Below are 25,559 nucleotides of genomic sequence, written 5' to 3' on the forward strand. Positions count from 1 at the left end.
AAAAGAATCGCAGTGTGCACCCGGTGCCCTACCCGCCGGAAAGGATGTCGGAGACGGCGGATGTGCTCTCCGGGCTGCCCACCACGACCACCACGTCACCCTCGGACAGGGGGAAGTCGGGGGCGGGGCTGGCGAACACCTGACCCTCGCGCACCACGGCCACGATGGAGGCGCCGGTGCGGGTGCGGACGCGCGCGTCACCCATCGGCCGGCCGGAGTACGGGGAGCCGGGCACGATCGGCAGCTGCAGGCTGACCAGACCCTCGACCTCGCGGTGCAGGGCGTTGAGGCGCTGCACGATGCGCGGGGCGCCGAGCAGCTCGGCGAGCGCGTCGGCCTCCTCGTCGTTCAGCTTGACGGTCTCGCACGCGCGGTCGGGATCATCGGGGTCGTATATCACCAGGTCACGGCGGCCGGTGCGGTGAGAGACGATCCCGATGCGCCTGCCCGACCGCGTGGTGAACTCGTGTCGCAGTCCTATACCGGGCAGTGCCGTCTGCTCGACCTCCACCGTGCCAGCTCCTCCGCGTACGCGTGCGTTATGTCCTTTACGGAAAACCTACCAATCGGGGCGCAGGGACGCGTCATCGGCAATTACCCGTATTACCGATTGACTTTGTGGGTTATTTGCCGGACGATTGGCGGGAACCCAGCCCCCCGCCGTGAATGAGGTCTTCCGTGTCCGCTCCCGCCGTCGACGCGGGGATGCGACAACGGGCCGTGCGAACACGGTCACGCGTCCCCCTGCTCTCCGCCACCGCCTGGCAGCGCCTCGCCAGTCCCCTGGTCATCGTCGTCGTATGGCAGGTCGCCAGCACCACAGGACTCCTGCCGGAGCGGCTCCTCGCCTCGCCCCTCAAGATCCTCACCACCGCCGCCGGGCTCGTCCAGGAAGGCGTTCTGCCCGAGGCGATCGCCGTCTCGCTGCAGCGGGCCGTGATCGGCTTCACCCTCGGCGCGGTCGCCGGGATCGGCCTCGCCCTGGTCGCCGGGCTCAGCCGGGTGGGGGAGAACGCCGTCGACCCGCCGCTGCAGATGCTGCGGGCGCTCCCGCTGTTCGGCCTGATCCCGCTGTTCATCCTCTGGTTCGGCATCGGGGAGACCCCCAAGGTGGCCCTGGTCGCCCTCGGTGTGGTCTTCCCGCTCTATCTCAACACCTTCTCCGGGATCCGCGGCGTCGACGGCAGGCTCGCCGAGGTGGCCCGGGTGCTGCGGCTGAGCCGTACGGAGACGGTCACCCACATCGTCCTGCCGGGCGCGCTGGCCCAGACCCTCGTCGGCCTGCGGCAGAGCCTGGGCGTGGCCTGGCTGGCGCTGATCGTGGCCGAGCAGATCAACGCGGACGCCGGACTGGGATACATGATCAACAATGCCCGGGAGTTCCTGCGCACCGACGTGATCGTCGTCGGCCTGATCGTCTACGCGATCCTCGGCCTGCTGACGGACGCGCTGGTGCGCCTGCTGGAGAGGAGGGCCCTGTCATGGCGGCAGAATTTCCTGTCACGCTGACCTCGTCCCGTACGGAGGCGCCCGCGCGCGCCGACTCCCGGTCCGCCGCGGAGGCCCCGCCCCGCACGGACCCCCGTCCTTCTGCGGAGGCTCCGTCCCGCACGGAGCCCCGTCCCTCTGCGGAGGCTCCGTCCCACACGGACCCCCGTCCTTCTGCGGAGACCCCGTCCCGCACGGCGGTCCCGGTGGCGGCCGTGCGGAGGCTCACCCGGGACTTCGGGGAACGGCGGGTCCTCGACGGGGTCGACCTGGAGATCGCCCGGGGCGAGTTCGTCGCCCTGCTCGGCCGCAGCGGCTCGGGCAAGTCCACCCTCCTGCGGGTGCTCGCGGGGCTCGACCCCGGTGCCGAGGGCGAGGTCGAGGTCGGCGGCACCGTCGCCGTGGCCTTCCAGGAACCCCGGCTCGTGCCGTGGAAGCGGGTCCTGGCCAACGTCGCCCTCGGCCTGCGCGCCCCCGACCCGAGCGCCGCCGCGCTGGCCGCGCTGGAGGAGGTCGGCCTCGGCGGGTTGCGCGACGCCTGGCCACTCACCCTGTCGGGCGGCGAGGCCCAGCGGGCCTCCCTGGCCAGGGCGCTGGTCCGCGAACCCGGGCTGCTCCTGCTGGACGAGCCGTTCAGTGCCCTGGACGCGCTGACCCGCATCACCATCCACCGGCTCGTCCTCGACCTGTGGGCGAGGCACCGCCCCGGCATCCTGCTCGTCACCCACGACGTGGACGAGGCGATGCTGCTCGCCGACCGCGTCCTGGTGCTCGACGGGGGCGCCATCGCCCACGAGTCCAGGATCGAGCTGCCCCGGCCCCGCCACCGCGACCACCCCGATCTCATCGCACTGCGCTCCACCCTGCTCGACCGGCTGGGCGTCACCCCGGAAGGAACCGCATGAAACGTCGTGTCACCGCCCTGATCGCCGCGGCACTGCTCCTCACCGTCACCGCCGCCTGCGGGGCGGGGGAGGAACAAAGCGTCCGCGCCGACGGCTCGGTCGACCTGTCCCAGGTGACGCTGCGCGTCGGCGACCAGAAGGGCACGGGTCTGCAGGCGCTGCTGACGGCGGCCGGTCAGCTCGACGACGTCAAGTACAAGGTCACCTGGTCCCAGTTCACCTCGGGGCCGCCGATCCTGGAGGCGATCAACGCCGGTTCCCTGGACTTCGGCGCGGTGGGCAACGCCCCGCCGGTCTTCGCCGCCGCCGCCGGGGCGAAGATCTCCGTCGTCGCGGTCGCGGAGAAGGGCGTCGGCGGCCAGGCCGTCGTCGTCCCGGCCGACTCGCCCATCAAGGCCCCGGCAGACCTGCGCGGCAAGCGCGTCGCCGTGGCCAAGGGCAGCTCCGCGAACTTCCACCTGCTGGCCGTGCTGAAGAAGGAGGGGCTGAGCTTCGACGACATCCAGCCGCAGTACCTCCAGCCGCCGGACGCCCTCGCCGCGCTCTCCTCCGGAAAGATCGACGCCTGGGCCATCTGGGACCCCTACACCGCCCAGGCCGAGGCCCAGACCAAGGCGCGCATCCTGGTCGACGGCGAGGGCTACGCCAACGGCTTCGAGTTCCAGATCGCGGGCAAGGACACTCTCGCCGACCCGGCCCGTACGGCGGCACTGGGCGACTGGGTGACGCGGATCCGCAAGGCGCACCAGTGGGCCAACGACCACCAGGACGAGTGGGCCAAGATCTTCTCCGAGCTCACCGGGCTTGAGCAGGGGATCGTCAGCACGGCGATCAAGCGCAGTTCGTTCAAGGACCTCAAGCTCGCCGGGGACGTCGTCGAGCGCGAGCAGCTCGTGGCCGACGCCTTCAGCGAGGCCAAGCTCATCCCGGTACCCGTCACGTTCGCCGACGTCGTCGACACCCGGTTCGACGCCACCCTGGAGAACCCCTCGTGACGCCGCTCGCGTCGTTCTTTTCGAGGTCCTTTTCGAGGTCCGGAGGCACCCGATGAAGTTCCACTGGTTCCTGCCCACCGCCGGTGACAGCCGGGTCCTCACCGGGGGCGGCCACGGCCTCGCCAGAGGGCACGGCCGCTCCGAGGCGGCGGCGTTCCGCGCGCCGGACATCGAGTATCTCGCGCAGGTCGCCCGCTCCGCCGAGCAGCTCGGCTTCGAGGCGGTCCTCACCCCGACCGGCACCTGGTGCGAGGACGCCTGGCTGGTCACCGCCGCGCTGACCCGCGAGACCGAGCGGCTGAGGTTTCTCGTCGCGTTCCGGCCGGGCTTCATGTCCCCGACCCTGGCCGCGCAGATGGCCGCCACCTACCAGCGGCTCTCGCGCGGCAGGCTCCTGCTCAACGTGGTGACCGGCGGGGAGACCGTCGAACAGGCCAGGTTCGGCGACCACCTGTCCAAGGACGAACGCTACGAGCGCACCGACGAGTTCCTGTCGATCGTGCGCGGCGCGTGGAGCGGCACCCCGTACGACTTCGACGGCACGCACTACCGCGTCGACGGCGCGATGGTGTCCGAGACGCCCGACCCCGTCCCGGAGATCTACTTCGGTGGCTCCTCACCGGCGGCGGGACCGGTCGCGGCCAGGCACGTGGACGTCTACCTCACCTGGGGCGAGCCCCCGGAGCAGGTGGCGAGGAAGATCGAGTGGATCCGAGGGCTGGCCGAGGAACAGGGCCGCAAACTCCGCTTCGGCATCCGGCTGCACGTGATCACCCGCGACACCGAGCGCGACGCCTGGGCGGAGGCGGAACGGCTGCTGGCCGCCATCGACCCGGCCGACATCATCTCGGCCAGGAAACTGCTGGGCCGCAGCGAGTCGGTCGGCCAGAAACGCATGCTGGAACTGCACGAGGGCTTCGCCGGTGGCACCGCCCGCGACCTGGAGATCCACCCGAACCTCTGGGCCGGGGTCGGTCTCGTCAGGGGCGGCGCCGGAACCGCCCTGGTCGGCAGCCACTCCCAGGTCGCCGAGCGGATCGAGGAGTACGCCTCGCTCGGCATCGAGGAGTTCGTCCTGTCCGGCTACCCCCACCTGGAGGAGTCGTACTGGTTCGGCGAGAACGTACTTCCCCGCTTCGCCGCCGCGCCCGTCTCACGGTAGGGGCGGGCGCGTCCCGCGACCGAAGCCGAAACGGGTTCCGCGACCGGGACCACGGCGGAGCCCGCTTCGCCGGTTTCCGGCCGGGCGGAACTCACCGGGCCCGAACGTGACCGGTTGGCATCCGCCCCGCCGGAACCCGTTCGGCCGGGTCACGCCCCGCCCCGGGGGTCGCTCGGCCGTGGTGTGGACGGTGTGGACCGATGGCGCCTGCGGTAGGCGCGTTGCTGGCAGGCCCGCGAGCAGTAGGCGCGGGGGCGGCCCGCCTCCGCCTGGTCCATGCTCGTTCCACACATCACGCATGAAGCAGTTTCGTCACGCTTTACATCACGCTCACGGACCAGTGCCTCGACGCCGTCCAGGACGCGCCGCAGACCGAACTCGAAGGAGTCTTCCGGCTCGTCGTAGCCGCCCGCCTCCCAGATGTGGGTCAGCGTGGGGTAAAGGTGGAGCTTCTCGTACAGGGAGCTCCTGGCGCCCCACCACTCCTCCTCGGAGACTCCGGTGTGCCGCTCGACCCTGGAGATCTCCGCGGCCCTCGCCGCCTCGCTGTCCACGAACCGGCCGACGAGGCCCACCACGGCGATCATCTCGGAGGGTCTCAGGCCGATCCCCGCCACGGTGCTGAGCGCGTACTCGAAGTGGGCGATGGAGTTCGGGCCGGGAACGTGCCGGGTGCCGCGCGCCCCGGCCAGCCAGGGATGGCGGCGGCACAGGGCCCAGCCGCGCCGCGCCCACCCCTCGACCGCCTCGCGCCACCCGTGCGGCGCGCCCGCCTCGTCTCTCATCACGCCCGACGAGGTGCCGCCACCCCTCTCCTTCCTCGCCGCGTCCGCTGAGGCGTCATCACCCACCTCTTTCGTCGCCGCGTCCTTCGAGGCGTCGTCGCCCGTCTCCTTCGTCACCGCGTAGGCCACCCAGCCGCCCGGTACGGCGTCTGCCGCGACGTCGCCCATCACCGCGTCGCACATCAGGTCGACGAGCTGGGCCTTGCCCGGTACGTGCCGGTACAGCGACATGCTGGTGAAACCGAGCCGTTCGCCGACCCGGCGCATGGACAACCCCTCGATCCCGTCGACGTCGGCGATCTCGACGGCCGCGCGCACGATCGCGTCGAGGCTCAGTCCCTGTCTCGGGGTGGCCTCCCGTGGCTCCCGCCACAGCAACTCGACCGTCCGGTCCGGATCCTCCTCGACGGCCATCCGTCCTCCTCCTTGGGTTTGACGCCCGACCCTAATATATGTTTATGCTGTATAGCTCTGTTTACATTATAAACGAGGAGTGTCTTTGAAAGAGCTCTACGTCTCTCCCTCCGGTGACGACACCTGGCCCGGCACCCGCGAACGGCCCCTCGCGACCCTCACCCACGCCCGTGACCTGGCCCGTGGCACGGGCGCCGTGGTCAACCTGCTGACGGGCACCCACCGGCTCGCCGAAACGTTCCAGCTCACCGAGGCCGACTCCGGCGTGACCTACCGGGCCGAGGGCGAGGCCGTCGTCAGCGGCGGCCGGAGGATCACCGGCTGGCGCGAGCGGGACGGCGTCTGGCTGGCCGAGGTCGGCGACCTCGACACCCGCCGGCTCTACATCGACGGCCGCAGGGCCGAGCGGTCCGCGATCGACACCGTTCCCGGGAACGCCACCAGAACCGACACGGGTTACGTCACCGACAGCACGGCCCCGCAGAGCTGGGGCAACCCCGGCGACGTCGAGTTCGTCCTGCGCGGCGTCTACCCGTGGACGGAGGCCCGCCTCGGCGTCGCCGCCGTCGAGGGTGACGAGCACTCCACCACCGTCACCATGGCCCAGCCCGCCTTCGGCTGGGCGATCGAGCTCTACAACTCGGTCGTCCCGTGGGAGGGCGGCGGCGAGTCCTACGGCCCCGGTCTGCCGACCCGGGTGGAGAACGGCGTGGGCTTCCTGACCGAACCGGGCACCTTCGCCCTCGACAGGTCCCGCCCCGGCCGCCACGTCCTGCACTACCGGCCGCGTCCCGGCGAGGATCCCGGGCGGACGGAGGTCGTCGCGCCCGTACTGGAGGAGCTGGTCAAGGTCACCGGCGCCGGCGACGTCGCCTTCCTGGGCATCACCTTCGCCGACGCCACCTGGATGCGGCCGAGCAGTCCCGAGGGTTTCCTGCACTACCACGGCGCCGGTTACTACGACGGCGGTCCCATCGAGAAGATCTCCTTCGCCGAGGGGGCGTGGGTGACGGTGCCGGGGGAGTCGCTGACGATCCCCGCGAACGTCGTGTTCGAGGGCACCGAGCGCGTCACGGTCGAAGGCTGCCGCTTCACCAGGCTGGGCGCCACGGCCCTGCGTCTCTCCGGCGGCACCGGGATCCTAGTGCGGGGCAACGTGTTCGAGGACGTCTGCGGCGGCGGCGTCTCGATCGGTGAGAGCCGTGGCGCCAGGATCGAGAACAACTGGGTCCACGACATCGGCGTGGAGTACTCCGGCTCGCCCGGCATCGCGGTGTCCGCGAGCGAGGACTCCACGCTCGCGCACAACCAGGTGAACGACGTCCCGCACTGCGGCATCGTGCTCGGCCCCGGCAAGAGCACCCGGGTCATGCGCAACCTCACCTTCAACACGCTGAAGGTGCTGGCCGACGGCGGCGGCGTCTACCTGTCGGGCCCGCAGGGCGACTCCCACGACAACGGCGCGGTGATCCGAGGCAACGTCGTGCGCGACACCCTCACGCCGTACAACTTCGCGCTCTACACCGACTACGGCGCCGCCTGGGTCACCGTCGAGGGCAACGCCGTCCAGCGCGCCGACAACACCGCCACCCTGCAGGTCTGGCCGCCACTGGAGAACGTCGTCTTCCGCGGCAACGTCTGGGACGCCGACCCCGTGGGCCTGGGCGACCCGCCGGAGGGCGTCACCCTGGAGGACAACGTGACACTGGCCGACGAGAAGGACTTCGAGGCCCGTACGGCGGACATCGTCGCGCGAGCGGGCCTGGAACCGGGCTACGCCCACCTGCTCGGCCGGTGACCGACGGCGCCCGTACGACGCCTCCGCCGGTGACCCCGGCGTCCGTACGGGCGCCCCGGCCGGTGATCTCCGCGCTCGTACGGTGGCCGGGGCGGTCGCGGCCCGCCCCGGCGTTTCCCGGTTCTCCGAGGGCTCCCGGCCGTACGGGAGGTCCCTCTTGGGGAAGCCTTGGGGGCGGCGTGAGCGTGAAGGCGATCCGGGCGCGGTATGAGACGGGTAGTCCTGGGCCCGCGTGCGGGCACGGGTCACGCCCGTCCGATCGCGAATCGAAGATCGTGATCGGGACACGGTGCGTAAGCAGCTCGACGACCAGAGCGCCGGCCGGACGTGCCGGCGCTGCCAAGCGGTGACAACCAGACAAACCAATGGGTGATGGCCCCGGCGATGGCTCGTCGAGCCCGGGACCGGCCCGAGCCCTAGGAGAGTTCAGCCATGGAGATGCCCGCGGTCAACGAGTGCCAGGTCGAGGCGTGCGCGTACAACACGGAACACGTCTGCCACGCCCTGGCCATCACGGTCGGCAACAGCAGCCACGCGGAGTGCGAGACCTTCTTCAAGGTCCCGTCGAAGGGCGGCGACCCGGCCGCCACCGGCCGCGTCGGCGCCTGCAAGATGGCCAACTGCCAGCACAACGTCCAGTACGAGTGCCAGGCATCCGGCATCGTCGTCGGCTACGCGCAGCAGGACATCGACTGCCTCACGTACGCGCCCGCCTAGCGCCGGGCGGCCCGGTCAGGACGACGGACGCCACGCCCTCGGGAAGACGACGTCGTCCGGACGCCGCTCCTGTTGGCGGCCTTCGCCATAGGCCGGTTGTCCTGTACGAAGCCCTCGACAGGCTCGCCACCGGCCGGAAACACCGAAGCCGCCACGGCGATCGATCACCCTGACGGCTTCCTGGATTCCAGGAGCGGACGAGTGTTCCGCCGGGTGCGGGCCGGGAGGCCGGGCGGGCGCTCAGGGCCGGGCGGCCCGGCGGGAGGTGATCACGTCGATGACGGCCACGGCCAGCGCGACCAGCACGAAGGCGATGGTGACCAGCAGCGAGTGCCGGAACGCCGTCGCGTAGTCGCCGTGCGAGGAGGCGACCTCGGAGAAGAACACCGAGCCGATCGCCGCGATGCCGACGGCGGCGCCGATGCGCTGTCCCGTCTGGAGCACGCCCCCCGCGGCGCCCGCCCTGGGGATCGGCACCTCGGACAGGGTCAGCGTCTGGTTCGGGGAGATCACCAGGCCGCTGCCCAGCCCGGCGAGGAGCAGCGGCAGCGCGGTGGCCCAGGCCACGTGCGTGCCGGGGACCAGTTCCACGGCGAGCGCGGTGACGGCCAGGGAGACCGCGACCGTCACCAGCCCGGCGACCACCAGCGGGCGGCCCAGCCGGGTGACGATCCTGCCGCCGAACAGGGCGGTCACGGCCGACCCCGCCGCGAACGGCGTGGTCGCCAGCCCCGCCTCCAGGGCCGAGTAGCCCAGGCCGTTCTGCAGGTACAGGGTGAGGATGAAGAAGATCGCGGTGAAGCCCGCGAAGTAGAGCGCCCCGAGCAGGGCGCCGAGCGCGTACGAGCGCCTGCGGAACAGGGACAGGTCGACGACCGGCTGGTGGTGCCGCCCGTACCGGCGCTCCCAGGCCGTGAAGGCGGCGAGCACGGCGAGTCCGGCGAGCAGGGCCGGCCACTTCGCCGCGGCGCTCCACTCCTGCCCCTCGACGAGCGGCAGGAGCACCAGGACGACGCCGGTGGCGAGCAGCAGCACGCCCACCGGGTCCATGTTCTCCCGGGGGCGCCTCTCGCCCACCGGGGGCCGGATGTAGCGGTACGCCAGGACCACGGCCAGGATGCCGATCGGCACGTTGACGTAGAAGACGAGGCGCCACCCGTCGGTGTCGCCGCCGAGGTTGATGAGCATCCCGCCGAGCAGCGGGCCGATCGCGGTCGAGACGCCGATGACGGTACCCAGCATCCCGAACGCCCTGCCTCGCTCCGCTCCCCGGAAGAGCTGCTGGATCAGCCCGCTCACCTGCGGGTTGATCACTCCGCCCGCCACCCCCTGCACGAGTCTCGCGATGACCAGCAGGGCCGGGTTCTGGGCGAGCCCGGCCGCCGCGCTGGCCACGGTGAACAGGACGACGCCGAAGACGAACGCGTCGCGCCGGCCGTGCATGTCGCCGAACCGCCCGGCGGGGACCAGCACCAGCCCGAAGGTGAGCGCGTACCCGGAGACCACCCACTGCAGGGCGCTCTGCGGGGCGTCCAGGCCGGTGCGGATGGAGGGCAGCGCCACGTTGACGATGCTGACGTCGAGCAGGGTCATGAAACCGGCGACGAGGCAGACGGTCAGCGCCTTCCAGCGGCGCGGATCCGCTCCCTCGCGGTCCCGGGAGGACGTCACCCTGTCCGGTCCGGTGCTCATCCGGCCGCGTGGGGGAACGATGCCCCGGCCCCTGGTCGGCTGAGGATCGTCATGACCGCCTCGTTCCCCGTCTCCGGTCGAGCTCTCCACCTTTCAGCAGCGCATACGTACCCTTTTCCACCTTCCTAATCACAGGTCGCGATCCGAGCCCCGGGAGCGCACCCGCGAGGGCCGGAAATCGGGCGTGCCACGTACGGAAACACGAAAGTACGGCGGGCGGCTCCGTCGCCGCCCGCCGCACCGGCCCGTCCGGGTATGGCCGATGAATCCCACCCGGACGGTGCGATCACCGTCGACGCGGGGGATCGCCCTGCGTCACGGGCCCTGCGTCACAGGCATGTGTCACGAGCCCTACGGGCCCTGCGTCACAGGCACTGTGTCACGGGCACGACACCTCGCCGCTCGCGGCCGGGACGTTCACCGCGCTCCAGGCGGCCTTGACCGCGTTGACCTCGACGCAGCCGCTCGGGAAGAGCGACTTGGCGGCGGTCACGGTGGCCCTGCGCGCCTTCGCGTGCGTCCACGGGGCGGTCTTGGTGTTCAGCCCGGCCATGTAGATGCGGCCGGCCTTCTGGATGCCGATACCGGTCAGGCTCGTCGGACCCGAGCAGACGGAGCTGGCCGGCTTGCCCACCGGGTTGGTGCCCTCGGCGAGCAGGTAGAACCAGTGGTTCTGCGGGCCTGCCGCCGCGTGGACCGCGGTGGAGGGGATGGACGAGCTGTAGCAGTTCGGGTGCCCCTTGGCCGAGGGGTTGTACATGTTGCGGATCTCACCCGAGCCGGTCAGGTTGACCTCCTCGCCCACCAGGTAGTCCGGCGGGTCGAGGGCGGCGGGCTGGTTGGCGTAGTGCTCGGTCAGCGCGCCGAAGATGTCGCCGGTCGACTCGTTCAGGCCGCCGGACTCGTTGCCGCTGCCTCCGCCTCCGCCGCCGGAGGTCTGGAAGATGGCGTGGCCGTACTCGTGGCCGACCACGTCCATCGGGGTGACCTGCTTGGTGTTCGCCTGGTTGCGCCCGAAGCTGGTGTAGCTGCCGTTCCAGTAGGCGTTGACGGCGGTCAGGCCGACCCGGGCGGGGAAGGCGCCGCCGGAGCCGTTGAACCCGTTGCGGCCCAGCCAGCCGCTGAGCATGTTCCACTCGGTCTGGGCCGCGTACAGCACGTCGACGCAGGCGGTCTCCAGGTTGGTGCCCGAGCCGTTGCCCCAGGAGTCGTCGGTCCCGGTGTAGGCGGCGCCGTTCTGGCCGCCGCAGCGCAGGCCGGGGCGGGTGGTGTCGGTCATCGAGTACGAGCTGCCCGAACCCGAGGTCTGGATGGTCACCGGGTTGCCGTTGTAGTGGCTGTTGCCCGTTCCGGCGCGCACGTCGTCGTAGGAGTCGACGATCGACCCGTCGAGGGCGTCCACGAAGACGTGCAGGACACTCGGAGCCTCGGCGGTGGCGCCGTTGACGACCACCTCCCAGGCCAGCTTGGGCGTGGTGGTGGTCGCGTGCACGACCAGTTTGGGCGTGGCCACGGTCTCCACGACGGGCAGCTGCGCGCGGGCGGTGGCGGCTGCGGTGGCGGCGTCCACCTTGCTCGTGACGCCGACCGTGATCTTGGCCTGCTGGCCCGAGCTCACGGACCCGACGAGCTCTCCGGCCCTGTCGGTGGCGACGACCACCTCACCGCCGTAGACCGGCAGGCCGCGGTAGGTGCGCGCGTAGGTCAGGTACTGCAGACCGTACGCGCCGGCGACGCTGTTGCTCAGGGTGAACCTCTCGTTCTGGCCCTTGAGCAGGGTTTCCGACCTGGCGGCGAGGGTCGCGTTGGCGGTGGCGACCGCGCGGCTGCGCGACTCCGCGTCCGGCGGTGCGAACACCGGCGGCTCGGCGGACGCGGTGCGGGCTGCGGCGGCGTCCGCCGGGGTGGCGGCGTTCACCGCCGTGGGGGTGGTCATGGCGACGACGGCCAGTACGGCCACGGCGCCAAGCTTGACCTTCGGATTCACGCGGGGTGACTCCTCTCGGTGTCCCTGGGGGGGTAGGAGGGATGCAAGGAGCCCTAAGAGTCCGGGCTCCATAAAGGTGACACCGGGAAGCGCGGGTGGATACCTAACAAAATTCCATAACGTCGTGATATGGGCTGGTACGCGTATTGGTGTGGATCCTCCGGCAGCGCGCTCACCTGCGCGGGAGCGCCCTCGGGGTCGTGCCTGCCATTCCGCGATTCGGGAAAATTATCAGAGTCGGGAAGTCTCGCGAGATTGGGTCTTCTCAAGAGCCCGGCCGCGGGTTATCGAGAGCCTTGAACTATCCGGTTACGTCACCTGTTAAAAGGGCGCCACTCAGGTCAGCCACTTCTCGATGGTCACCCACCTCTCCGCCCACGGCTCCTGACCGCCGGGCGTTCCCCGGACGAACAGGGCGAGGGTCTTCGCCCCGTTCCGTGGAAAAGCGTGGAGAAGGCTCGCGATACTTGCGGCCATGGAAATACAGATCACCGACACGGCCGTGGGAGAGCTGACGCTCACGCTGGATCGGGACGGCGGCAGCATGAGGGTCGAGGGTGACGCGATTCCCACGGTCGTCGTGCGCCGATCGGCGGAAGCCGTCGCGCGGCCGCACATTCCCATCGGTACCCGGGGGCCCGAACACCTGACCATGACCCTCGACGGCACCGAGGTCCCGCTGCGTCCCGCGCCGGGCCGCGTCACGCGCCACTCCTACCGGGCCGAGGCGGACCACGCGGGAAGCACCTACACCCTGATCCCCACCTCCGACGTCTCCAGTGGTTTCTTCCGTGGCGAGTACGGTCTCGGGGAGTTCACCACCTTCGCCGACGGCGAGGTCCGGGCCGGATGGGTCGCTTCGCCGAGCCCGGAGGAGGCCGCCATCGGCTACGCGCTCGCCGCGTGCTTCGGTAGCGGGGCGGAACATCCCCTGCTGGCGCTCCTCGACAACATCGGTTTCTGAACGATGCCGTCGGACCCGACGTCCTCGGCCGTACGGCGGCCGTGACACTCCGGCGCCCGACCGGCCGACGCGGTCTCCGACGGGAGGCCGCACGCGGGGAACCGGTTCGAGGGTCACGAGGCCCTCAGGTCCGTCCGCGGGCGCTCAGCCGGTGGCGTGTTCCCAGTAGGGGTCGCGGTAGAGCATGACCGAGGTGCCGCGGAGCAACTCGTCGGGGGCGGAGATCAGCACGAGCTCGCCCCGCGCCTCCAGACCGCGCAGGATGTCGCGGACGCGCGGGCCGACCGGCAGGCGGCCCGCCGGGAGGTGGAGGGTCTCGCGAACCAGGTCGGCCACCTGGGAGAGCCGGAACGGCTCGGTGAGACCGGCGATCAGGCCGCGGACGATCTCAACGGTGATCACCGCCTCGGCCTCGACGTGGGCGAGCTGCCAGGTCAGCTGAGCCTCGCGCCGGCCGGTTCCGGCGCAGGCGGTGCACTTCTGGGAGAAGCCGGGCACGATGTCCTCGACGGTGGTGCCCAGGCAGGTGGTGCACTGGCCGGTCTCCAATGCGTGCGACTCCGCCGCCGCCCGGTCGGCCAGCTGCCTGCCGCACATGCACAGATAGATCCGGAACCCGCCGCGCACCAGGACGAGGTCGTCGGCGTCGTCGGGGACCTCTTCCCACAGGGCGGTGATCGTGTGCTTTCTCATCGTCGTGCGACTCTACCCATTCCGGGCCCATCACGGCCCTGTCCCGCCCCTGTCACCACAGCATGACCGGGACCAGCCTCATGGGAGCGCTCCACAGCCACTCCTCGGTGATGTAGGTGGAGGTCAGCAGGGTCATCAGGCCCAGGGTACGCTCGGTGGCGGTGGAGGGGTGGGCGCCGCAGTCGCCGAAGCGGCACATCCACAGCTCGAACATGCTGTCGTCGGAGAGCTGCTCGTGGACCGAGGGCCGTCCCGCGGGGAGCCCGTCCCGCCAGATGTCGACCGACGGGCTGGTGGACGGGAACGCCCCGGCCAGCACCCCGCCGCCCGAGGTGACCGCCCGGCCGACCCCGTCGCGCACCGGCAGGATGCCACCGGACTGGAAGAGCGCCACCCCGCCCCCCGGCGGGCTGGCCACGCGCAGGACCTCCACGGGGGAGGTCTGCTCCGCGTCCCGCAGCTCATCGGTCTCCAGCGGCGGGCACGACTCCGGCGCGGCTCCCAGGCGGCGGATGACCTCGTCCTCCGGCACGTCGCCGACGAAGGCCACGCACAGCTCCTCGTTGTAGTCCTCGTACGAGAACATCATCGCGTCGACGGTGGCCTGGAGCTCACGGAACCTGGGGCTCACGCTGGGAGCCCCCGGCAGGTGGGCGAACAGGCCGGCCATCTCGGTGAAGAGGGCCTGGGCGCCGGGGGAGCGGCCCGCGATGCAGGGCCGCCAGGGGTCGGCGCCCGCGGCGAGCAGGATTCGCACGGCGTCGTCCCAGCCGTGGCGGACGGCCTCCCACAGCGGAGTGGCGCCGTCGGTGTCGACGGGGTCGACCTCCGCGCCCGACGCCAGCAGCAGCTCGATCACCTGGGTGGCGCCCTCCTGGGCGGCCTGGTGCAGGGGGGTCGTGCGCAACCACGGCAGTCGCCTGCTCGGGTCGAACCCGTTCGCCAGCCGCTGGCGGATCTGCGCCAGGTTGGTGTCACGCCACGCGTCGGCGTCCTCGGCCCACTCGTCTTCGCCCACTTTTATCCCATCTTGTGCGGTGCGGATCCCACCAGGTCCGTACGACAGTTCTCGGTCAGGGCTCGTCGCGAGAGGCGGTCGGCGGCGCGGGTGGTCTCGGGGAGGCGGTAGCGGGGCGTCAGGTTCAGCACGTTGTGGCAGGCGGTGTCGAGGTCGACGCGGTGACCGGTGGAGACGAAGACGGGTTTGACCCCGTCCCGGGTGCGCAGCACGCGGCCGACGACGTCGCCGTCCAGCGTCAGGTCGGTCCACGAGCCCCGCTCGGGCGCGGGCTCGGGGTAGGTGCCGACGAAGGCGGTCTTGCCGACCCCGATCGCGGGCAGTCCCGTGAGCACGCCGAGGTGGCAGGCCAGGCCGAAGCGGCGCGGGTGCGCCAGGCCGTATCCGTCGCAGACGACCAGGTCGGGGGCCGCGGACAGTCGCCCAAGGGCGTCCAGCAGCGCCGGGACCTCGCGGAAGGCGAGCAGTCCCGGGACATAGTCGAAGGTCACCCTCCCGGCCACGGCGACCTCTTCGACGATCTCCAGCGTCGTCCCGTCCAGGACGGTCACCGCCGCCGCCAGTCGGTCCCTGTCGTAGGCGACGTCCACTCCCGCGATCCTCGCGGGACTGCGGGGCCCGGGACCGGTCAGGTCGAGCAGTGCCCTGAGCTCGTCCTGGATGGCCTTGGCCTCCGTGACAGTGCGCGGCATTTGTACCTTCATGACTCCATGATCGCTACTTTTATAGTATGACGTCATATTTCGGTACTGTTCATCGGATTCTTCGGTGGCCGGTGAAGTCACTGCGGGGTGAGGAGCTCCGGGAGGCGTGTCTCGACGATCGGGGGCTGGCCGGTGACCGGGCCTACGCGCTCGTCGACGAACGGGAGGACCACGCGGGCAGGGTGCTGACCGTACGGCGGCGGGCGGAGATGTTGCACTGGCGCGCCACCTACGGTTCCCCGGAGAGCGGGTCCCACGGGAGCGGCTCCCGGGGGGACGACGACGCGCCGACGCTGACCGGGCCCGACGGCGCCACGTGGCGGTGGGACGCCCCCGGCCTGGTGGACGCGCTGGCGGAGTCACTGGGACGGCCGCTGAGCCTGCGCGCCGCCGAGGGGCAGCAGGATCGGGGCCCGACCGTGCTGGTCACCTTCGAGGCGTCCCTGGCGGCCCTGGGCGACGAGCTCGGCAGGCCGGTGGACCTGCTCAGGTTCCGGCCCAACCTGCACCTCGCGACCGGCATGCCCGCCTTCGCCGAGGAGGGCTGGACACCCGGCAGCACGGTCACCGCGGGCGAGGCCGAACTCACCGTCACCGGCGACCGCGCGGGCCCCTGTATCAGGTGCGTCGTGCCCAGCTGGGATCCCGAGGGGCGTGAACGCTGGCCCGAACTGCAGAAGTGGCTGATCGACAAGCACGAGAACAAGTTCGGCGTGATCATGCGGGTCACCCGGCCCGGCACCGCCCGTCTCGGTGACCGCGCCACCGCCGCCCCCGGTCACCTCTGATCCCGCACCGCCGCCCCGCTCGCTTCCGATTCCTCACCCCTGTTCCTCCTCACCCGCCTCGCCGGATTGCCCGCCGATCCGACCGGAAACTAGGGTGCGTGGGGAGAGGCGCGGGGATCCGGGGAAAGGGCGATACATGTCGGTGCTCGTGGCGTTCAGCGTGACCCCCATCGGAGCCGGGGAGGATGTCGGCGAGCTCGTCTCCGAGGCGGTGCGCGTCGTCCGCGCCTCGGGCCTGCCCAACAGGACCGACGCCATGTTCACCACGGTCGAGGGCGAGAGCTGGGACGAGGTCATGACCGTCGTCAAGGACGCCGTCGCGGCGGTCGAGGCCCGCGCCGGACGGGTCAGCCTCGTCCTCAAGGCGGACATCCGCGAGGGGGCGGGTGGCCGCCTGGAGACGAAGGTCGCCACCGTCGAGCGGCATCTCGCCCCGTGACGCCCTCCGCCTCCTGGGACGCGCGACGCGCGCCGGTCACCCGGCGGCGCCCGCTCCCCGGCGACGCGTGACGCCCTTCGCGGCCACGTCGGTGTCTCTTTTGTGTCCACGCGGTGTCTCGTGCCCTGAACGGGGTCCCGTGTCCGGGTGGCCGGTCTCGCCCAGAGCGTAACGGGAACACCGGCGGGACCGAGGTCGTTCTGCAGGCACTGGCGACTTCAGGAGCGTGAACCGCATGGCGGGCAGCAGATCGATCGGGCGTCTCCTCGCGGGCGGGCTGGCGCTGGCCGCCGCCGGGTGGGTGCTGAAGGACATCCCCGCGGAACTCGGGGGCAAGGCCGAGGGAGAGCGGCTGGAGCGGATGCGCCGCTCGCCGCAGTTCCACGACGGCGTCTTCCGCAACTCCATGCCCGGCGGCTTCGTGCCCTCCCCGCAGAGCACGCGGGAGATCGCCTGGAACATGTTCCGCAACCGCGAGGAGCGCCGCCCGGCCGCGCCGGTCCCCGTGGTGACCTCACCGGCCGGCGGGCCGTCCCCCGCGGGGCTGAGCGTCATCTGGTACGGCCACGCCACCGCGCTGCTGGAGATCGAGGGCCGCCGCGTGCTCGTCGACCCGGTGTGGAGCAGGCGCGCCTCGCCCTCCCAGCTGGTCGGCCCGCGACGCCTGCACCCGGTGCCGGGGCCGCTGGCGGGTCTTCCGCCGCTCGACGCGATCGTCATCTCGCACGACCACTACGACCACCTCGACCGCGCGACGGTCCGCGGGCTCACCGCGCTGCAGATCGCCCCGTTCCTGGTGCCGCTGGGCATCGGCGCCCACCTGGAGCGGTGGGGCGTGCCCGCCTCGCGGATCGTCGAGCTCGACTGGGACGAGGAGGTGACGGTCGCGGGCCTGCGGTTCGTCGCCACCGCCGCCCGCCACTTCTCCGGCCGCACCTTCAACCGGAACGACACCCTGTGGGGGTCCTGGGTGATCGCGGCCGGGGAGAAGAAGGTCTTCTACGCGGGCGACTCGGGATACTTCGACGGCTACGCGGGGATCGGCGCCGCGCACGGCCCGTTCGACCTCACGCTCATGCCGATCGGTGCCTACAACGCCGCCTGGCCCGACATCCACATGGATCCCGAGGAGGCGGTCAACGCCCACCTCGACCTGGGGGGCGGGTTGCTCCTCCCGGTCCACTGGGCGACCTTCGCCCTCGCCACGCACCCGTGGGTCGAACCGGTCGACCGCCTGTGGCGCGAGGCCAAGGCCCGCGACGTCCGCATCGCCGTTCCCCGTCCGGGCGAGCGCGTCGACACCGCCGACGTGCCCATGCTGGAGAGCTGGTGGGAGATGCTGCACGGCGGCGCGACCTCCCGCCCGCCCCGGCGGGTGCCGCCGGTGCCGGCCTCCCCACCCCTGGGCTCCGACCCCAGGCTCTGACGCCACGCGCTGACCGGCGGGGGCGCGACGCCCCGGGACCTCAGGTCCCGGGGGTCCTCGCCGACAGGCGGGTGCGGACGACGAGATCGTGCACCGCGTCCGCCGACGGCGCGACGTCGGGAAGGCGGGAGGAGTCCCGGGCCTCCTCCAGTCTCCCGGTCAGCCGGGCGACGTCGTCCGCCAGCCGCTCCGGGCCGGGTGCGCCCGCCGGCAGCGGACCGTGCTCGGCGGAGCGCTTGGCGGCCACCAGGTCACCGACATACGGCGGGCCGCCGGAGAGCCGGGTGAGATCGGCCTCCAGCTCCCCGGTGCGCATCAGGTGGATGCCGGTGAGCAGCACGCGGAGGGTGTAGAGCAGGGGCTTGAGCTCGCCGGAGCTCTCGAACAGCCGCCACTGGGTGCGGGCGAAGCCCAGGTAGTGGTGGGCGTGGTGGCGGGTGACGCAGCCGGAGGCGATGGCGACCATCTCCTGGTGGACCGGCGAGGTGGACACCACCAGCGGGGAGAGCAGCTGCTCCAGCACGTAGCCGTTGCGGCGCAGCAGCAGACGGCAGAACTTGGCCAGGTCGTGGGTGACCAGGTCCACCTCGACGCCGTCGCGGACCCAGGAGCGGGTGAGGGTCTCCTCGCCCGTCCGCAGGCCGACCACCTCCTCCAGCGGCAGCAGGTGCGCGCCGCGCAGGTCCACGTCGGAGTCGGCCGAGGGGAAGCCGTACAGGTGCGCCCCGCTGACCGTGGCGAAGGCGGCGGGGCGCGTCTGCCCCGCGGGGACCTCGGCCAGCCAGGGGGGCAGGGTGACCGTCACAGCGCCGCCTCCCTCGTGTGCGTCAGGTATTCCTCCACGCGCCGCCGGTCGGGCTCGGCGGGCAGCACGCCGGTGTCGTCGAACCTCGCCGTCAGCTCGGAGCGCCAGCGGTCGACCTCCTCCCAGGGGAGCTCTCCCCGGCGTACGGCGAGCAGCCGGTCGCGATGGGCGTCCACCCGGACCAGCGGCTCGCCGTGGCGAGCCAGGTGCAGGCCGCTGAGCAACAGGCGGATCATGTGCATGGCCTGCTTCCACTTGGGGCGCGCGGGATCCAGTCGGCGGAACTGGGCGTTGGCGTATCTCACGAAGGTCTGGTTGGTGCGTTCGGACAGGAAGGCGTCCCGGATGGCGATCAGTTCATCGCCCGCCGCGGTGGTGTGCTCGACGATCGGCGACCACAGGCACTCCAGGACCGTCGGGTTGGCCTCCAGCGCGAGCCCGCAGAACCGCTCGACCTCCCACGAGAACTGCTCGGGCAGCGGCCCGTCGACGTGCGTGGGCGGCTTGGCCAGCCGCCAGAACAGCCGGGTCGGCGCCACGAAGACCCCGCGCCGGTCGACGTCCGACTCCTCGGTCTCCAGCCCATATGCCCGCGAACCGACCACCACCGACAGCACCGAGTGGTCCGGGACGTACCGTACATCCATCCGCACAGCCTGCCAGGCCCGCTCCCGGCGCGGGTACGGGTTTTCGCGCGCCGAACGCGCGGGAGGTCCCGTTCACGGGGGGGGAGGGCGGGACAGGTCATCGCGCGGGCGGGCCCGGCGGAGCCTCCCGGGCCGGTCCGGTGACGGGCCGGATCCCGCCGTCAGGCGGCGGGGGTCGCGTGCGTACGGCGGGCTGGATCCCGCCGTCAGGCGGCGAGGGCCGCGTGCATCTCCCAGACCAGGATCTCGGCCGGGCCGGTCGCGGTGACGCGCTGGCCGCCGGTGGCGGTGAAGCGGACGGCGTCGCCCTCGGCGAGGTGCCCGGCCCCCTCCAGGTCGACGGTGCCGCGCGGGACGAACAGGTGCAGGAACGGGGCCTCGGGCAGCTCCACGCTCTGGCCCGGCTGGAGCCTGGCCACGTGCAACGCGGCGTACCTGTTGTTGATCCGGATGGCGCTGCGGCCCTCGTCCCTGGCCATGCCCGACGCGACCGGGACCAGGGCGCCGCCGAGCAGCTCGGAGTCGATCTCCAGCTGCTCGTACCCGGGGGTGAGCCCACCCTCGTCGGGAACCACCCACATCTGGACGAAGTGCACCGGGTCGGTGTGCGGCTCCCCCTGGAGCCGCCACGAGTCGTTCTTCTCCGAGTGGAGGATGCCCGTCCCCGCGCTCATCCGCTGGGCCAGCCCCGGATAGATCACCCCGGAGTGGCCCTCGGAGTCCTGGTGGACGAGGGATCCGCGCAGCACCCAGGTGACGATCTCCATGTCCCGGTGGGGGTGGGTGTCGAAGCCGGTGCCGGGCTTGACGATGTCGTCGTTGTTGACGAGCAGCACGCCGTGATGGGTGTTGGCCGGATCCTGGTGGCGGCCGAAGGAGAAGGAGTGCTTCGAGTCCAGCCACTGGATCCTGGTGGCGGGACGCTCGCCGGACCTGCGGATGTCGATGTTCATGCCTGGTGGTCCTCTCACCTCGGTTTGTTGAAACTTAAACTACAGAGCCCGGTGAAATGTTCCTCACATCTCCGCGTTGGGGAGATCTTGCTTACCGACCCGAATATGATGTGTGACGATTTATCACCATGCGGGCCGTGGGTGACCTCGCCGTGACGAGGCGCGGCCTACGCGATCTACCTGGGGGAACACCGTGCTGGGCTTGCTTTCGTGTGCTCCGAGGTCGCTGAATCGATGAGCGCCCCCGCCGACGCCGCGAAAATCGCTCCCTACGACTACGAGAGGTTCAGCAGGCTCGCCGGGCCCGTGACCGAACCGGAACCCGGGGCGCCCTACCGCGTGAGCTACCGCTCCCTGCTGGCCACCGAGCCACACCGGGTACGGGCGGTGCTGCTGATGGTCGCGGCCCTTCTCGTGGAGTTCACCCTGATGGTCTGGCTGCTGCTGCCCGAGCACTGGACCGTCCGGCCCGACCCCTATGGCACGATCCCGTGGTACCTGCCGGTGGCCGACCGCGTCATGCTCGTCGCGATCGCCCTGATCGAGGTCTGCCGGCTGGTCAGCGTGGTCTCCAACGTGCACGCCATGCTGGCGGCGAGGGACCCGGTCCCGGTCGCGCCCGAACCCGGCACCCGGGTGGCCTTCATCACCACCTGCGTACCCGGCAAGGAACCGCTGGAGATGGTCAGGGAGACCCTGGCCGCCGCGCTGAAGATCCGCCACGACGGCGTGCTCGACGTCTGGCTGCTGGACGAGGGCGACGACCCCGACATCCACGAGCTCTGCGACTGGCTGGGCGCCCGCCACTTCACCCGCAAGGGCGTGCCCGAGTGGAACCAGCCCAAGGGGAGCTTCCGCGCCAAGACCAAGCACGGCAACTACAACAGCTGGCTGGACGCCCACGGCGACGACTACGACTTCTTCGTCTCGGTCGACACCGACCACGTACCGCTCCCGGAGTTCTGCGAGCGCATGCTCGGCTACTTCCGCGACCCGAGGGTGGCCTTCGTCGTCGGCCCCCAGGTCTACGGCAACTACGACGCCGGGGTCACCAAGGCCGCCGAGAGCCAGCAGTTCCTGTTCCACTCGCTGATCCAGCGCGCGGGCAACCTGTACGGCGCGCCGATGTTCGTCGGCACCAACAACGCCGTGCGCATCCGCGCGCTCAAGCAGATCGGCGGCCTGTACGACTCGATCACCGAGGACATGGCCACCGGCATCGAGTTCCATCGCTCCCGCGACCCGGAGACCGGGCAGCGCTGGATGTCGGTCTACACCCCCGACGTGCTGGCCGTGGGGGAGGGGCCGTCGTCGTGGACCGACTTCTTCACCCAGCAGTTGCGCTGGAGCCGGGGCACCTACGAGACGCTGCTCACCCAGTTCTGGAGGGTCGCGCCGAAGCTCTCGCCCGGACGGTTCTTCAACTACACCCTGATGGTGACCTTCTACCCGATGTCCGCGCTCAACTGGCTGCTGGCCGGGCTCAGCGCCACCCTGTTCATGGCCGTCGGCGGCTCCGGCGTGACCGTGCCGATGGACGTGTGGCTCATGCTGTACGGCGACGCGGCGCTGCTGCAGGTCATGCTCTACACCTGGAACCGGCGGCACAACGTCAGCCCGCACGAGCCGGAGGGCTCCTCGGGGGTGGCCGGGATGGTCATGTCGGCGCTGTCGGCGCCCATCTACGTCACCTCGCTGATCGGCGCCGCGCTGCGCAGGCCCAGCAAGTTCGTGGTCACCCCCAAGGGCGACTCCGCCAGCCCCGACCAGATCGCCACGTTCCGCATCCACCTGTGGTGGGCGGCGATCTTCGGCGGCGGCCTGCTGCTCACCGTCCTGTGGACCGGCCACATCCACCTGGTCATGACCCTGTGGGGGATCCTCGCCCTGGTCATCTGCCTGGGACCGCTCACGACCTGGGCCTGGAGCCTGCGGGCGGCCAAGGCCGGCCTGCGAGCGGTCGGTGACGAGTCGTGAGCCGCCTGCGCAAGCACCTGGTCGGGATGGCGGTGGTGATCGCCATCCTCGCGATCAACCTGCCCGCCGTCGCGGGCTTCGCCACCGAGAAGTGGCGCGACTACAGCATCAACCGCGACGACTACAAGGCCACCCACGGCCACTGGACCTTCCTCGACGTCCCCGAGAAGTTCAAGGTCAACGCCATCCACGCCGCGCTGCTGCACACCGGCAAGGTGCTCATCGTCGCCGGATCCGGCAACAACGCCGCCAACTTCGACAAGGGCACCTTCAAGACCGTGCTGTGGGACCCGGCCAAGCCGGGCGGGCCGGACGAGTTCAAGCTGATCGACACCCCCGTCGACTTCTTCTGCGCGGGACACGTGGTGCTGCCCGACGGCAAGCTCCTCATCGCGGGCGGCACGGGCCGCTTCGAGGTGCTGAAGGCCAAGGTCAAGCGGGCCGCGGGCGCCCTCACCATCAAGAACGAGGACCCCGACGCCAAGCCCAGGGAGTTCCATCCCGGCACGCTGCTGACCGCCCCCGGCGGGCAGGTCTACCGCACCACCGCCCACGTCAGCGTGCCGCCCGCGAGGAAGGTCGAGACCGGCGTGCCGGGAAAGGTGCGGATCCGGCCCAGCCAGACCAAGGTCTTCGCCGAGGCCGTCACCGAGGGCGCGGCGGGCCTGCTCACCGCGCCGGCCGGTTCCCTCAAGTACGAGATCCAGGGACTCAAGGGCCGGGAGAAGCGCGACCTGTACGCCATGGGCGGCAGCATGACGCTGGAGAAGCAGGACTTCCAAGGCATCAGGGACGCCTACGAGTTCGATCCCGTCACCGAGCGCTACACCAAGGTCCAGGACATGACCGAGGGGCGCTGGTACCCGACCATGACCACCCTGCCCGACGGCAGGGTGATGACCGTCTCCGGTCTCGACGTCGTGGGACAGATCACCAGGGACAACGAGATCTACAACCCGAAGACCAAGACCTGGCGGCCCGGCCCCAAGCGGTTCTTCCCGACCTACCCCGCGCTGTTCCTGCTGGAGGACGACACCCTCTTCTTCTCGGGCATGAGCGCCGGGTACGGCCCCGGCCAGCTCGCGCTGCGTCCCCCCGGCATCTGGGACTACCGCCGCGACACCGACCGGCCGGTGCGGACCCCGGGCGGCGTCGGAGGGGTGGCGCCCGACGAGATGGAGGCGTTCACCCCCGTACCTGGGCTGCCCCAGCCCGAGCTGAACGAGACCGGCGCCTCGGTGCTGCTGCCGCCCGCGCAGGACCAGCGGGTCATGGTGATGGGCGGGGGACCGGTCGGGGAACGCCAGCCGGGCCTGCCCAACGCCACCGCCAGGACCGCCATCGTCGACCTCACCGAGGCCAGCCCGCGCTACGTCAGGGGTCCCGACCTGTCCGACCCGGTGCGCTACCCGAACGCCGTGCTGCTGCCCGACGACAGCGTGCTCTCCTTCAACGGCTCCAGCGACTACCGGGGGCGCGGCGCCAGCGACGTGCTGCGCGCGGAGGTCTACCGCCCGGAGAGCAACAGCTTCCACGAGGCCGCGGCGCCCGCCGTCGGCCGCAACTACCATGCCGAGGGTCTCCTGCTGCCCGACGGCCGGGTGCTCGGCATGGGCTCCGACCCGCTCTTCGCCGACAAGGCGGGCTCGCTGCCCGGCACCTTCGACCAGCGCATCGAGATCTACACGCCGACCTACCTGCACAACGGCGAGAAGGCGCCGGTGTTCACCGGCGGGCGCGAGAGCGTGTCCCTGGGCCGCAGGGCCGGTTTCCAGACCCCCGACGCCGCACGGATCCACCAGGTACGGCTGATGCGCCCGAGCGCCGTCACCCACGTCACCGACGTGGAGCAGCGCTCGATCAAACTGGACTTCACCCGGGTGCCCACCGGGATAATCGCGGAGATCCCCTCCAATCCAGCCCTGGTACCCCCGGGGTGGTACATGCTTTTCGGAATCACCGAACGGGGAACGCCGTCCCCGGCTCGCTGGGTCCACATCCGAGGAGAGGGCTGACATGATCCCCGCGGCCCTCCCGTGGCGTACGGCGCCCTCCCACTTCTGCTCCCCGGGGCCAGGCCCGGGGTCCCCACGGAGGTATTCGATGAACAGGTACGGCCTCGCAGCCGCGCTGGCCCTCGCTCTCGCGACGGCGGCCTGCACCGGCGACCCCGCGCCGTCCACCGGCTCGGGGAGCGCCGCCCCCGGGAACACCGCGCCCGGGGACGCGAGTGGCTTCTACGTCGACCCCGACGGCGCCGCCGCCCAGGAGGTCCGCAAGCTCGAAGGGGAGGGCAGGACCGAGGAGGCCGGGCTGATCCGTAAGATCGCCGACCGGCCCAACGCGATCTGGATCGGCGACCAGGACCCGAAGGACAGGGTCGCCGGCATCACCACCAAGGCCCGGCAGGAGGGCCGGATCCCGGTCCTGGTGGCGTACCACATCCCCAACCGCGACTGCGGCCAGTTCTCCGCGGGCGGCGCCGCCGGCGCGCAGGAGTACCGCTCCTGGATCGGCCGGTTCGCCGAGGGCATCGGCGACCGGCCCGCCCTGGTCGTCGTCGAGCCCGACGCGCTCGCCCACATCCTGGACAACTGCACCCAGGGCGGTCAGGCGGGCGAGCGCCTCGACCTGCTTCGCAACGCGGTGGAGACGCTGAAGAGGCAGCCCAACGCGAAGGTCTACGTCGACGCGGGGAACGCCGGCTGGATCAAGGACCCCGGCGAGTGGGCCGAACCCATGCGCAGGGCCGGGGTGCCCCAGGCGGACGGCTTCGCCTTCAACGTCAGCAACTTCTTCACCGTCGAGGAGAGCGTCGCCGTCGCCGGACGGCTCTCGGACGCGGTCGGCGGAGCCCACTACGTCCTCGACACCTCCCGCAACGGCAACGGCCCCGTCCGCGACGCGCAGGGCGACGACGCGTGGTGCAACCCCAAGGGCCGCGCGCTCGGCACGGAGCCGACCACCGAGACCGGCCACGAGCGGGTGGACGCCTTCCTGTGGATCAAGCGGCCCGGCGAATCGGACGGCGAGTGCCACCGGGGAGAGCCCCGCGCCGGCGACTGGTTCCCCGAATACGCGCTGGAACTCGCGCGTAACGCGAGATAGCCGCTTATTCGTTATATCTTCGATCTTGCAGGTCAAGATTGCTTCGCAGGAGATTGACCGGAGTTGTCAGTTTTTCAGCGACCCTCTGGGAGCT

Annotated in this window: 24 protein-coding genes; 13 read left to right on the forward strand and 11 right to left on the reverse strand. The window is 71.2% G+C overall.

Going from position 1 to position 25,559, the window contains the following annotated elements; genetic code table 11:
• Positions 1-28: 28 nt before the first annotated feature.
• The gene (locus ABD817_RS27805; protein ID WP_344921128.1) at positions 29-511 is read right to left on the reverse strand and encodes a cation:proton antiporter regulatory subunit; all 483 of its coding nucleotides are present in this window, start codon (positions 509-511) and stop codon (positions 29-31) included.
• 167 nt (positions 512-678) lie between these two features.
• On the opposite strand from ABD817_RS27805, the gene ABD817_RS27810 reads away from it, so the two are divergent.
• The 4 genes from ABD817_RS27810 to ABD817_RS27825 all read left to right on the forward strand — a co-directional run bounded on the left by ABD817_RS27810 (position 679) and on the right by ABD817_RS27825 (position 4,550).
• Positions 679-1,509 carry an ABC transporter permease gene (locus ABD817_RS27810; protein WP_344921129.1) on the forward strand — a complete coding sequence of 277 codons (831 nt, stop codon included), beginning with the start codon at positions 679-681 and terminating at the stop codon, positions 1,507-1,509.
• 194 nt (positions 1,510-1,703) lie between these two features.
• Positions 1,704-2,393, forward strand: a complete 690-nt coding sequence (locus tag ABD817_RS27815) for an ABC transporter ATP-binding protein (RefSeq protein WP_344921130.1) — start codon at positions 1,704-1,706, stop codon at positions 2,391-2,393.
• Complete coding sequence (locus ABD817_RS27820; RefSeq protein ID WP_344921131.1) at positions 2,390-3,388, forward strand: ABC transporter substrate-binding protein; 999 nt, start codon at positions 2,390-2,392, stop codon at positions 3,386-3,388. Before ABD817_RS27815 ends, ABD817_RS27820 begins: the two co-directional genes overlap by 4 nt.
• A 52-nt stretch (positions 3,389-3,440) precedes the next feature.
• Positions 3,441-4,550, forward strand: coding sequence for an LLM class flavin-dependent oxidoreductase (locus tag ABD817_RS27825; RefSeq protein WP_344921132.1), 1,110 nt, complete (start codon positions 3,441-3,443; stop codon positions 4,548-4,550).
• 149 nt (positions 4,551-4,699) lie between these two features.
• Here ABD817_RS27825 and ABD817_RS27830 read toward each other — a convergent pair whose 3' ends face one another.
• On the reverse strand, positions 4,700-5,749 hold the full coding sequence (locus tag ABD817_RS27830; protein WP_344921133.1) for a TetR/AcrR family transcriptional regulator: 1,050 nt from the start codon (positions 5,747-5,749) through the stop codon (positions 4,700-4,702).
• A gap of 85 nt (positions 5,750-5,834) precedes the next feature.
• Between ABD817_RS27830 and ABD817_RS27835 the strand changes: the two genes are divergently transcribed.
• Together ABD817_RS27835 and ABD817_RS27840 are read left to right on the forward strand one after the other, a co-directional pair.
• The gene (locus ABD817_RS27835; RefSeq protein ID WP_344921135.1) at positions 5,835-7,547 is read left to right on the forward strand and encodes a right-handed parallel beta-helix repeat-containing protein; all 1,713 of its coding nucleotides are present in this window, start codon (positions 5,835-5,837) and stop codon (positions 7,545-7,547) included.
• Between the two features lie 432 nt (positions 7,548-7,979).
• Positions 7,980-8,264, forward strand: a complete 285-nt coding sequence (locus ABD817_RS27840) for a DUF1540 domain-containing protein (protein WP_344921136.1) — start codon at positions 7,980-7,982, stop codon at positions 8,262-8,264.
• A 240-nt stretch (positions 8,265-8,504) separates the two neighbouring features.
• Here ABD817_RS27840 and ABD817_RS27845 read toward each other — a convergent pair whose 3' ends face one another.
• The 3 genes from ABD817_RS27845 to ABD817_RS27855 form a co-directional block, all read right to left on the reverse strand.
• Positions 8,505-9,956 (reverse strand): MFS transporter, encoded by a 1,452-nt coding sequence (locus ABD817_RS27845; RefSeq protein WP_344921137.1) that lies wholly within the window; start codon positions 9,954-9,956, stop codon positions 8,505-8,507.
• Positions 9,957-10,335: 379 nt separating this feature from the next.
• Positions 10,336-11,943, reverse strand: a complete 1,608-nt coding sequence (locus ABD817_RS27850) for a M4 family metallopeptidase (protein WP_344921138.1) — start codon at positions 11,941-11,943, stop codon at positions 10,336-10,338.
• Between the two features lie 336 nt (positions 11,944-12,279).
• Positions 12,280-12,420 (reverse strand): hypothetical protein, encoded by a 141-nt coding sequence (locus ABD817_RS27855; RefSeq protein WP_344921139.1) that lies wholly within the window; start codon positions 12,418-12,420, stop codon positions 12,280-12,282.
• Here ABD817_RS27855 and ABD817_RS27860 point away from each other — a divergent pair.
• The gene (locus ABD817_RS27860; protein ID WP_344921140.1) at positions 12,419-12,907 is read left to right on the forward strand and encodes a hypothetical protein; all 489 of its coding nucleotides are present in this window, start codon (positions 12,419-12,421) and stop codon (positions 12,905-12,907) included. The two genes, ABD817_RS27855 and ABD817_RS27860, sit on opposite strands and share 2 nt — an antisense overlap.
• A 144-nt stretch (positions 12,908-13,051) precedes the next feature.
• Here ABD817_RS27860 and ABD817_RS27865 read toward each other — a convergent pair whose 3' ends face one another.
• From ABD817_RS27865 to ABD817_RS27875, 3 genes are read right to left on the reverse strand one after another with little or no spacing between them, the layout of a single operon-like run.
• On the reverse strand, positions 13,052-13,600 hold the full coding sequence (locus tag ABD817_RS27865; RefSeq protein ID WP_344921141.1) for a hypothetical protein: 549 nt from the start codon (positions 13,598-13,600) through the stop codon (positions 13,052-13,054).
• Positions 13,601-13,652: 52 nt separating this feature from the next.
• The gene (locus ABD817_RS27870; protein ID WP_344921142.1) at positions 13,653-14,618 is read right to left on the reverse strand and encodes an ankyrin repeat domain-containing protein; all 966 of its coding nucleotides are present in this window, start codon (positions 14,616-14,618) and stop codon (positions 13,653-13,655) included.
• 2 nt (positions 14,619-14,620) lie between these two features.
• On the reverse strand, positions 14,621-15,310 hold the full coding sequence (locus tag ABD817_RS27875; RefSeq protein ID WP_425583414.1) for an endonuclease V: 690 nt from the start codon (positions 15,308-15,310) through the stop codon (positions 14,621-14,623).
• A gap of 38 nt (positions 15,311-15,348) precedes the next feature.
• Between ABD817_RS27875 and ABD817_RS27880 the strand changes: the two genes are divergently transcribed.
• The 3 genes from ABD817_RS27880 to ABD817_RS27890 all read left to right on the forward strand — a co-directional run bounded on the left by ABD817_RS27880 (position 15,349) and on the right by ABD817_RS27890 (position 17,975).
• Positions 15,349-16,110: an MOSC domain-containing protein gene (locus ABD817_RS27880; protein WP_344921144.1), complete on the forward strand. Its 762-nt coding sequence runs from the start codon at positions 15,349-15,351 to the stop codon at positions 16,108-16,110.
• Positions 16,111-16,246: 136 nt separating this feature from the next.
• Positions 16,247-16,549, forward strand: coding sequence for a thiamine-binding protein (locus ABD817_RS27885; protein WP_425583415.1), 303 nt, complete (start codon positions 16,247-16,249; stop codon positions 16,547-16,549).
• 235 nt (positions 16,550-16,784) lie between these two features.
• Positions 16,785-17,975, forward strand: a complete 1,191-nt coding sequence (locus ABD817_RS27890; protein WP_344921145.1) for an MBL fold metallo-hydrolase — start codon at positions 16,785-16,787, stop codon at positions 17,973-17,975.
• A 40-nt stretch (positions 17,976-18,015) separates the two neighbouring features.
• Here the strand turns inward: ABD817_RS27890 and ABD817_RS27895 are convergent, their stop codons facing one another.
• The 3 genes from ABD817_RS27895 to ABD817_RS27905 all read right to left on the reverse strand — a co-directional run bounded on the left by ABD817_RS27895 (position 18,016) and on the right by ABD817_RS27905 (position 20,380).
• The gene (locus ABD817_RS27895) at positions 18,016-18,780 is read right to left on the reverse strand and encodes a nucleotidyltransferase domain-containing protein (protein WP_344921146.1); all 765 of its coding nucleotides are present in this window, start codon (positions 18,778-18,780) and stop codon (positions 18,016-18,018) included.
• The gene (locus ABD817_RS27900) at positions 18,777-19,427 is read right to left on the reverse strand and encodes a nucleotidyltransferase domain-containing protein (RefSeq protein WP_344921147.1); all 651 of its coding nucleotides are present in this window, start codon (positions 19,425-19,427) and stop codon (positions 18,777-18,779) included. The genes ABD817_RS27895 and ABD817_RS27900 overlap by 4 nt, the downstream gene beginning before the upstream one ends.
• Positions 19,428-19,633: 206 nt before the next feature.
• The gene (locus ABD817_RS27905; RefSeq protein WP_344921148.1) at positions 19,634-20,380 is read right to left on the reverse strand and encodes a pirin family protein; all 747 of its coding nucleotides are present in this window, start codon (positions 20,378-20,380) and stop codon (positions 19,634-19,636) included.
• Positions 20,381-20,614: 234 nt separating this feature from the next.
• On the opposite strand from ABD817_RS27905, the gene ABD817_RS27910 reads away from it, so the two are divergent.
• From ABD817_RS27910 to ABD817_RS27920, 3 genes are all read left to right on the forward strand, one after another.
• The gene (locus tag ABD817_RS27910; RefSeq protein ID WP_344921150.1) at positions 20,615-22,357 is read left to right on the forward strand and encodes a glycosyltransferase family 2 protein; all 1,743 of its coding nucleotides are present in this window, start codon (positions 20,615-20,617) and stop codon (positions 22,355-22,357) included.
• Positions 22,354-24,372, forward strand: coding sequence for a radical copper oxidase GlxA (gene glxA / locus ABD817_RS27915; RefSeq protein WP_344921151.1), 2,019 nt, complete (start codon positions 22,354-22,356; stop codon positions 24,370-24,372). The genes ABD817_RS27910 and glxA overlap by 4 nt, the downstream gene beginning before the upstream one ends.
• A gap of 88 nt (positions 24,373-24,460) precedes the next feature.
• Positions 24,461-25,465, forward strand: a complete 1,005-nt coding sequence (locus ABD817_RS27920) for a glycoside hydrolase family 6 protein (RefSeq protein WP_344921152.1) — start codon at positions 24,461-24,463, stop codon at positions 25,463-25,465.
• Positions 25,466-25,559: the final 94 nt, after the last annotated feature.

It is taken from the genome of Streptosporangium oxazolinicum (assembly GCF_039537505.1).
GTDB lineage: Bacteria > Actinomycetota > Actinomycetes > Streptosporangiales > Streptosporangiaceae > Streptosporangium > Streptosporangium oxazolinicum.

Coding starts and splice junctions, on each gene's coding strand:
- ABD817_RS27820 (WP_344921131.1), top strand. CDS start 2,390: ATGAAACGTCGTGTCACCGCCCTGATCGCCGCGGCACTGCTCCTCACC.
- ABD817_RS27825 (WP_344921132.1), top strand. CDS start 3,441: ATGAAGTTCCACTGGTTCCTGCCCACCGCCGGTGACAGCCGGGTCCTC.
- ABD817_RS27830 (WP_344921133.1), bottom strand. CDS start 5,749: ATGGCCGTCGAGGAGGATCCGGACCGGACGGTCGAGTTGCTGTGGCGG.
- ABD817_RS27840 (WP_344921136.1), top strand. CDS start 7,980: ATGGAGATGCCCGCGGTCAACGAGTGCCAGGTCGAGGCGTGCGCGTAC.
- ABD817_RS27845 (WP_344921137.1), bottom strand. CDS start 9,956: ATGAGCACCGGACCGGACAGGGTGACGTCCTCCCGGGACCGCGAGGGA.
- ABD817_RS27860 (WP_344921140.1), top strand. CDS start 12,419: ATGGAAATACAGATCACCGACACGGCCGTGGGAGAGCTGACGCTCACG.
- ABD817_RS27855 (WP_344921139.1), bottom strand. CDS start 12,420: ATGGCCGCAAGTATCGCGAGCCTTCTCCACGCTTTTCCACGGAACGGG.
- ABD817_RS27865 (WP_344921141.1), bottom strand. CDS start 13,600: ATGAGAAAGCACACGATCACCGCCCTGTGGGAAGAGGTCCCCGACGAC.
- ABD817_RS27875 (WP_425583414.1), bottom strand. CDS start 15,310: ATGCCGCGCACTGTCACGGAGGCCAAGGCCATCCAGGACGAGCTCAGG.
- ABD817_RS27880 (WP_344921144.1), top strand. CDS start 15,349: ATGACGTCATATTTCGGTACTGTTCATCGGATTCTTCGGTGGCCGGTG.
- ABD817_RS27885 (WP_425583415.1), top strand. CDS start 16,247: ATGTCGGTGCTCGTGGCGTTCAGCGTGACCCCCATCGGAGCCGGGGAG.
- ABD817_RS27890 (WP_344921145.1), top strand. CDS start 16,785: ATGGCGGGCAGCAGATCGATCGGGCGTCTCCTCGCGGGCGGGCTGGCG.
- ABD817_RS27900 (WP_344921147.1), bottom strand. CDS start 19,427: ATGGATGTACGGTACGTCCCGGACCACTCGGTGCTGTCGGTGGTGGTC.
- ABD817_RS27905 (WP_344921148.1), bottom strand. CDS start 20,380: ATGAACATCGACATCCGCAGGTCCGGCGAGCGTCCCGCCACCAGGATC.
- ABD817_RS27910 (WP_344921150.1), top strand. CDS start 20,615: ATGAGCGCCCCCGCCGACGCCGCGAAAATCGCTCCCTACGACTACGAG.
- ABD817_RS27920 (WP_344921152.1), top strand. CDS start 24,461: ATGAACAGGTACGGCCTCGCAGCCGCGCTGGCCCTCGCTCTCGCGACG.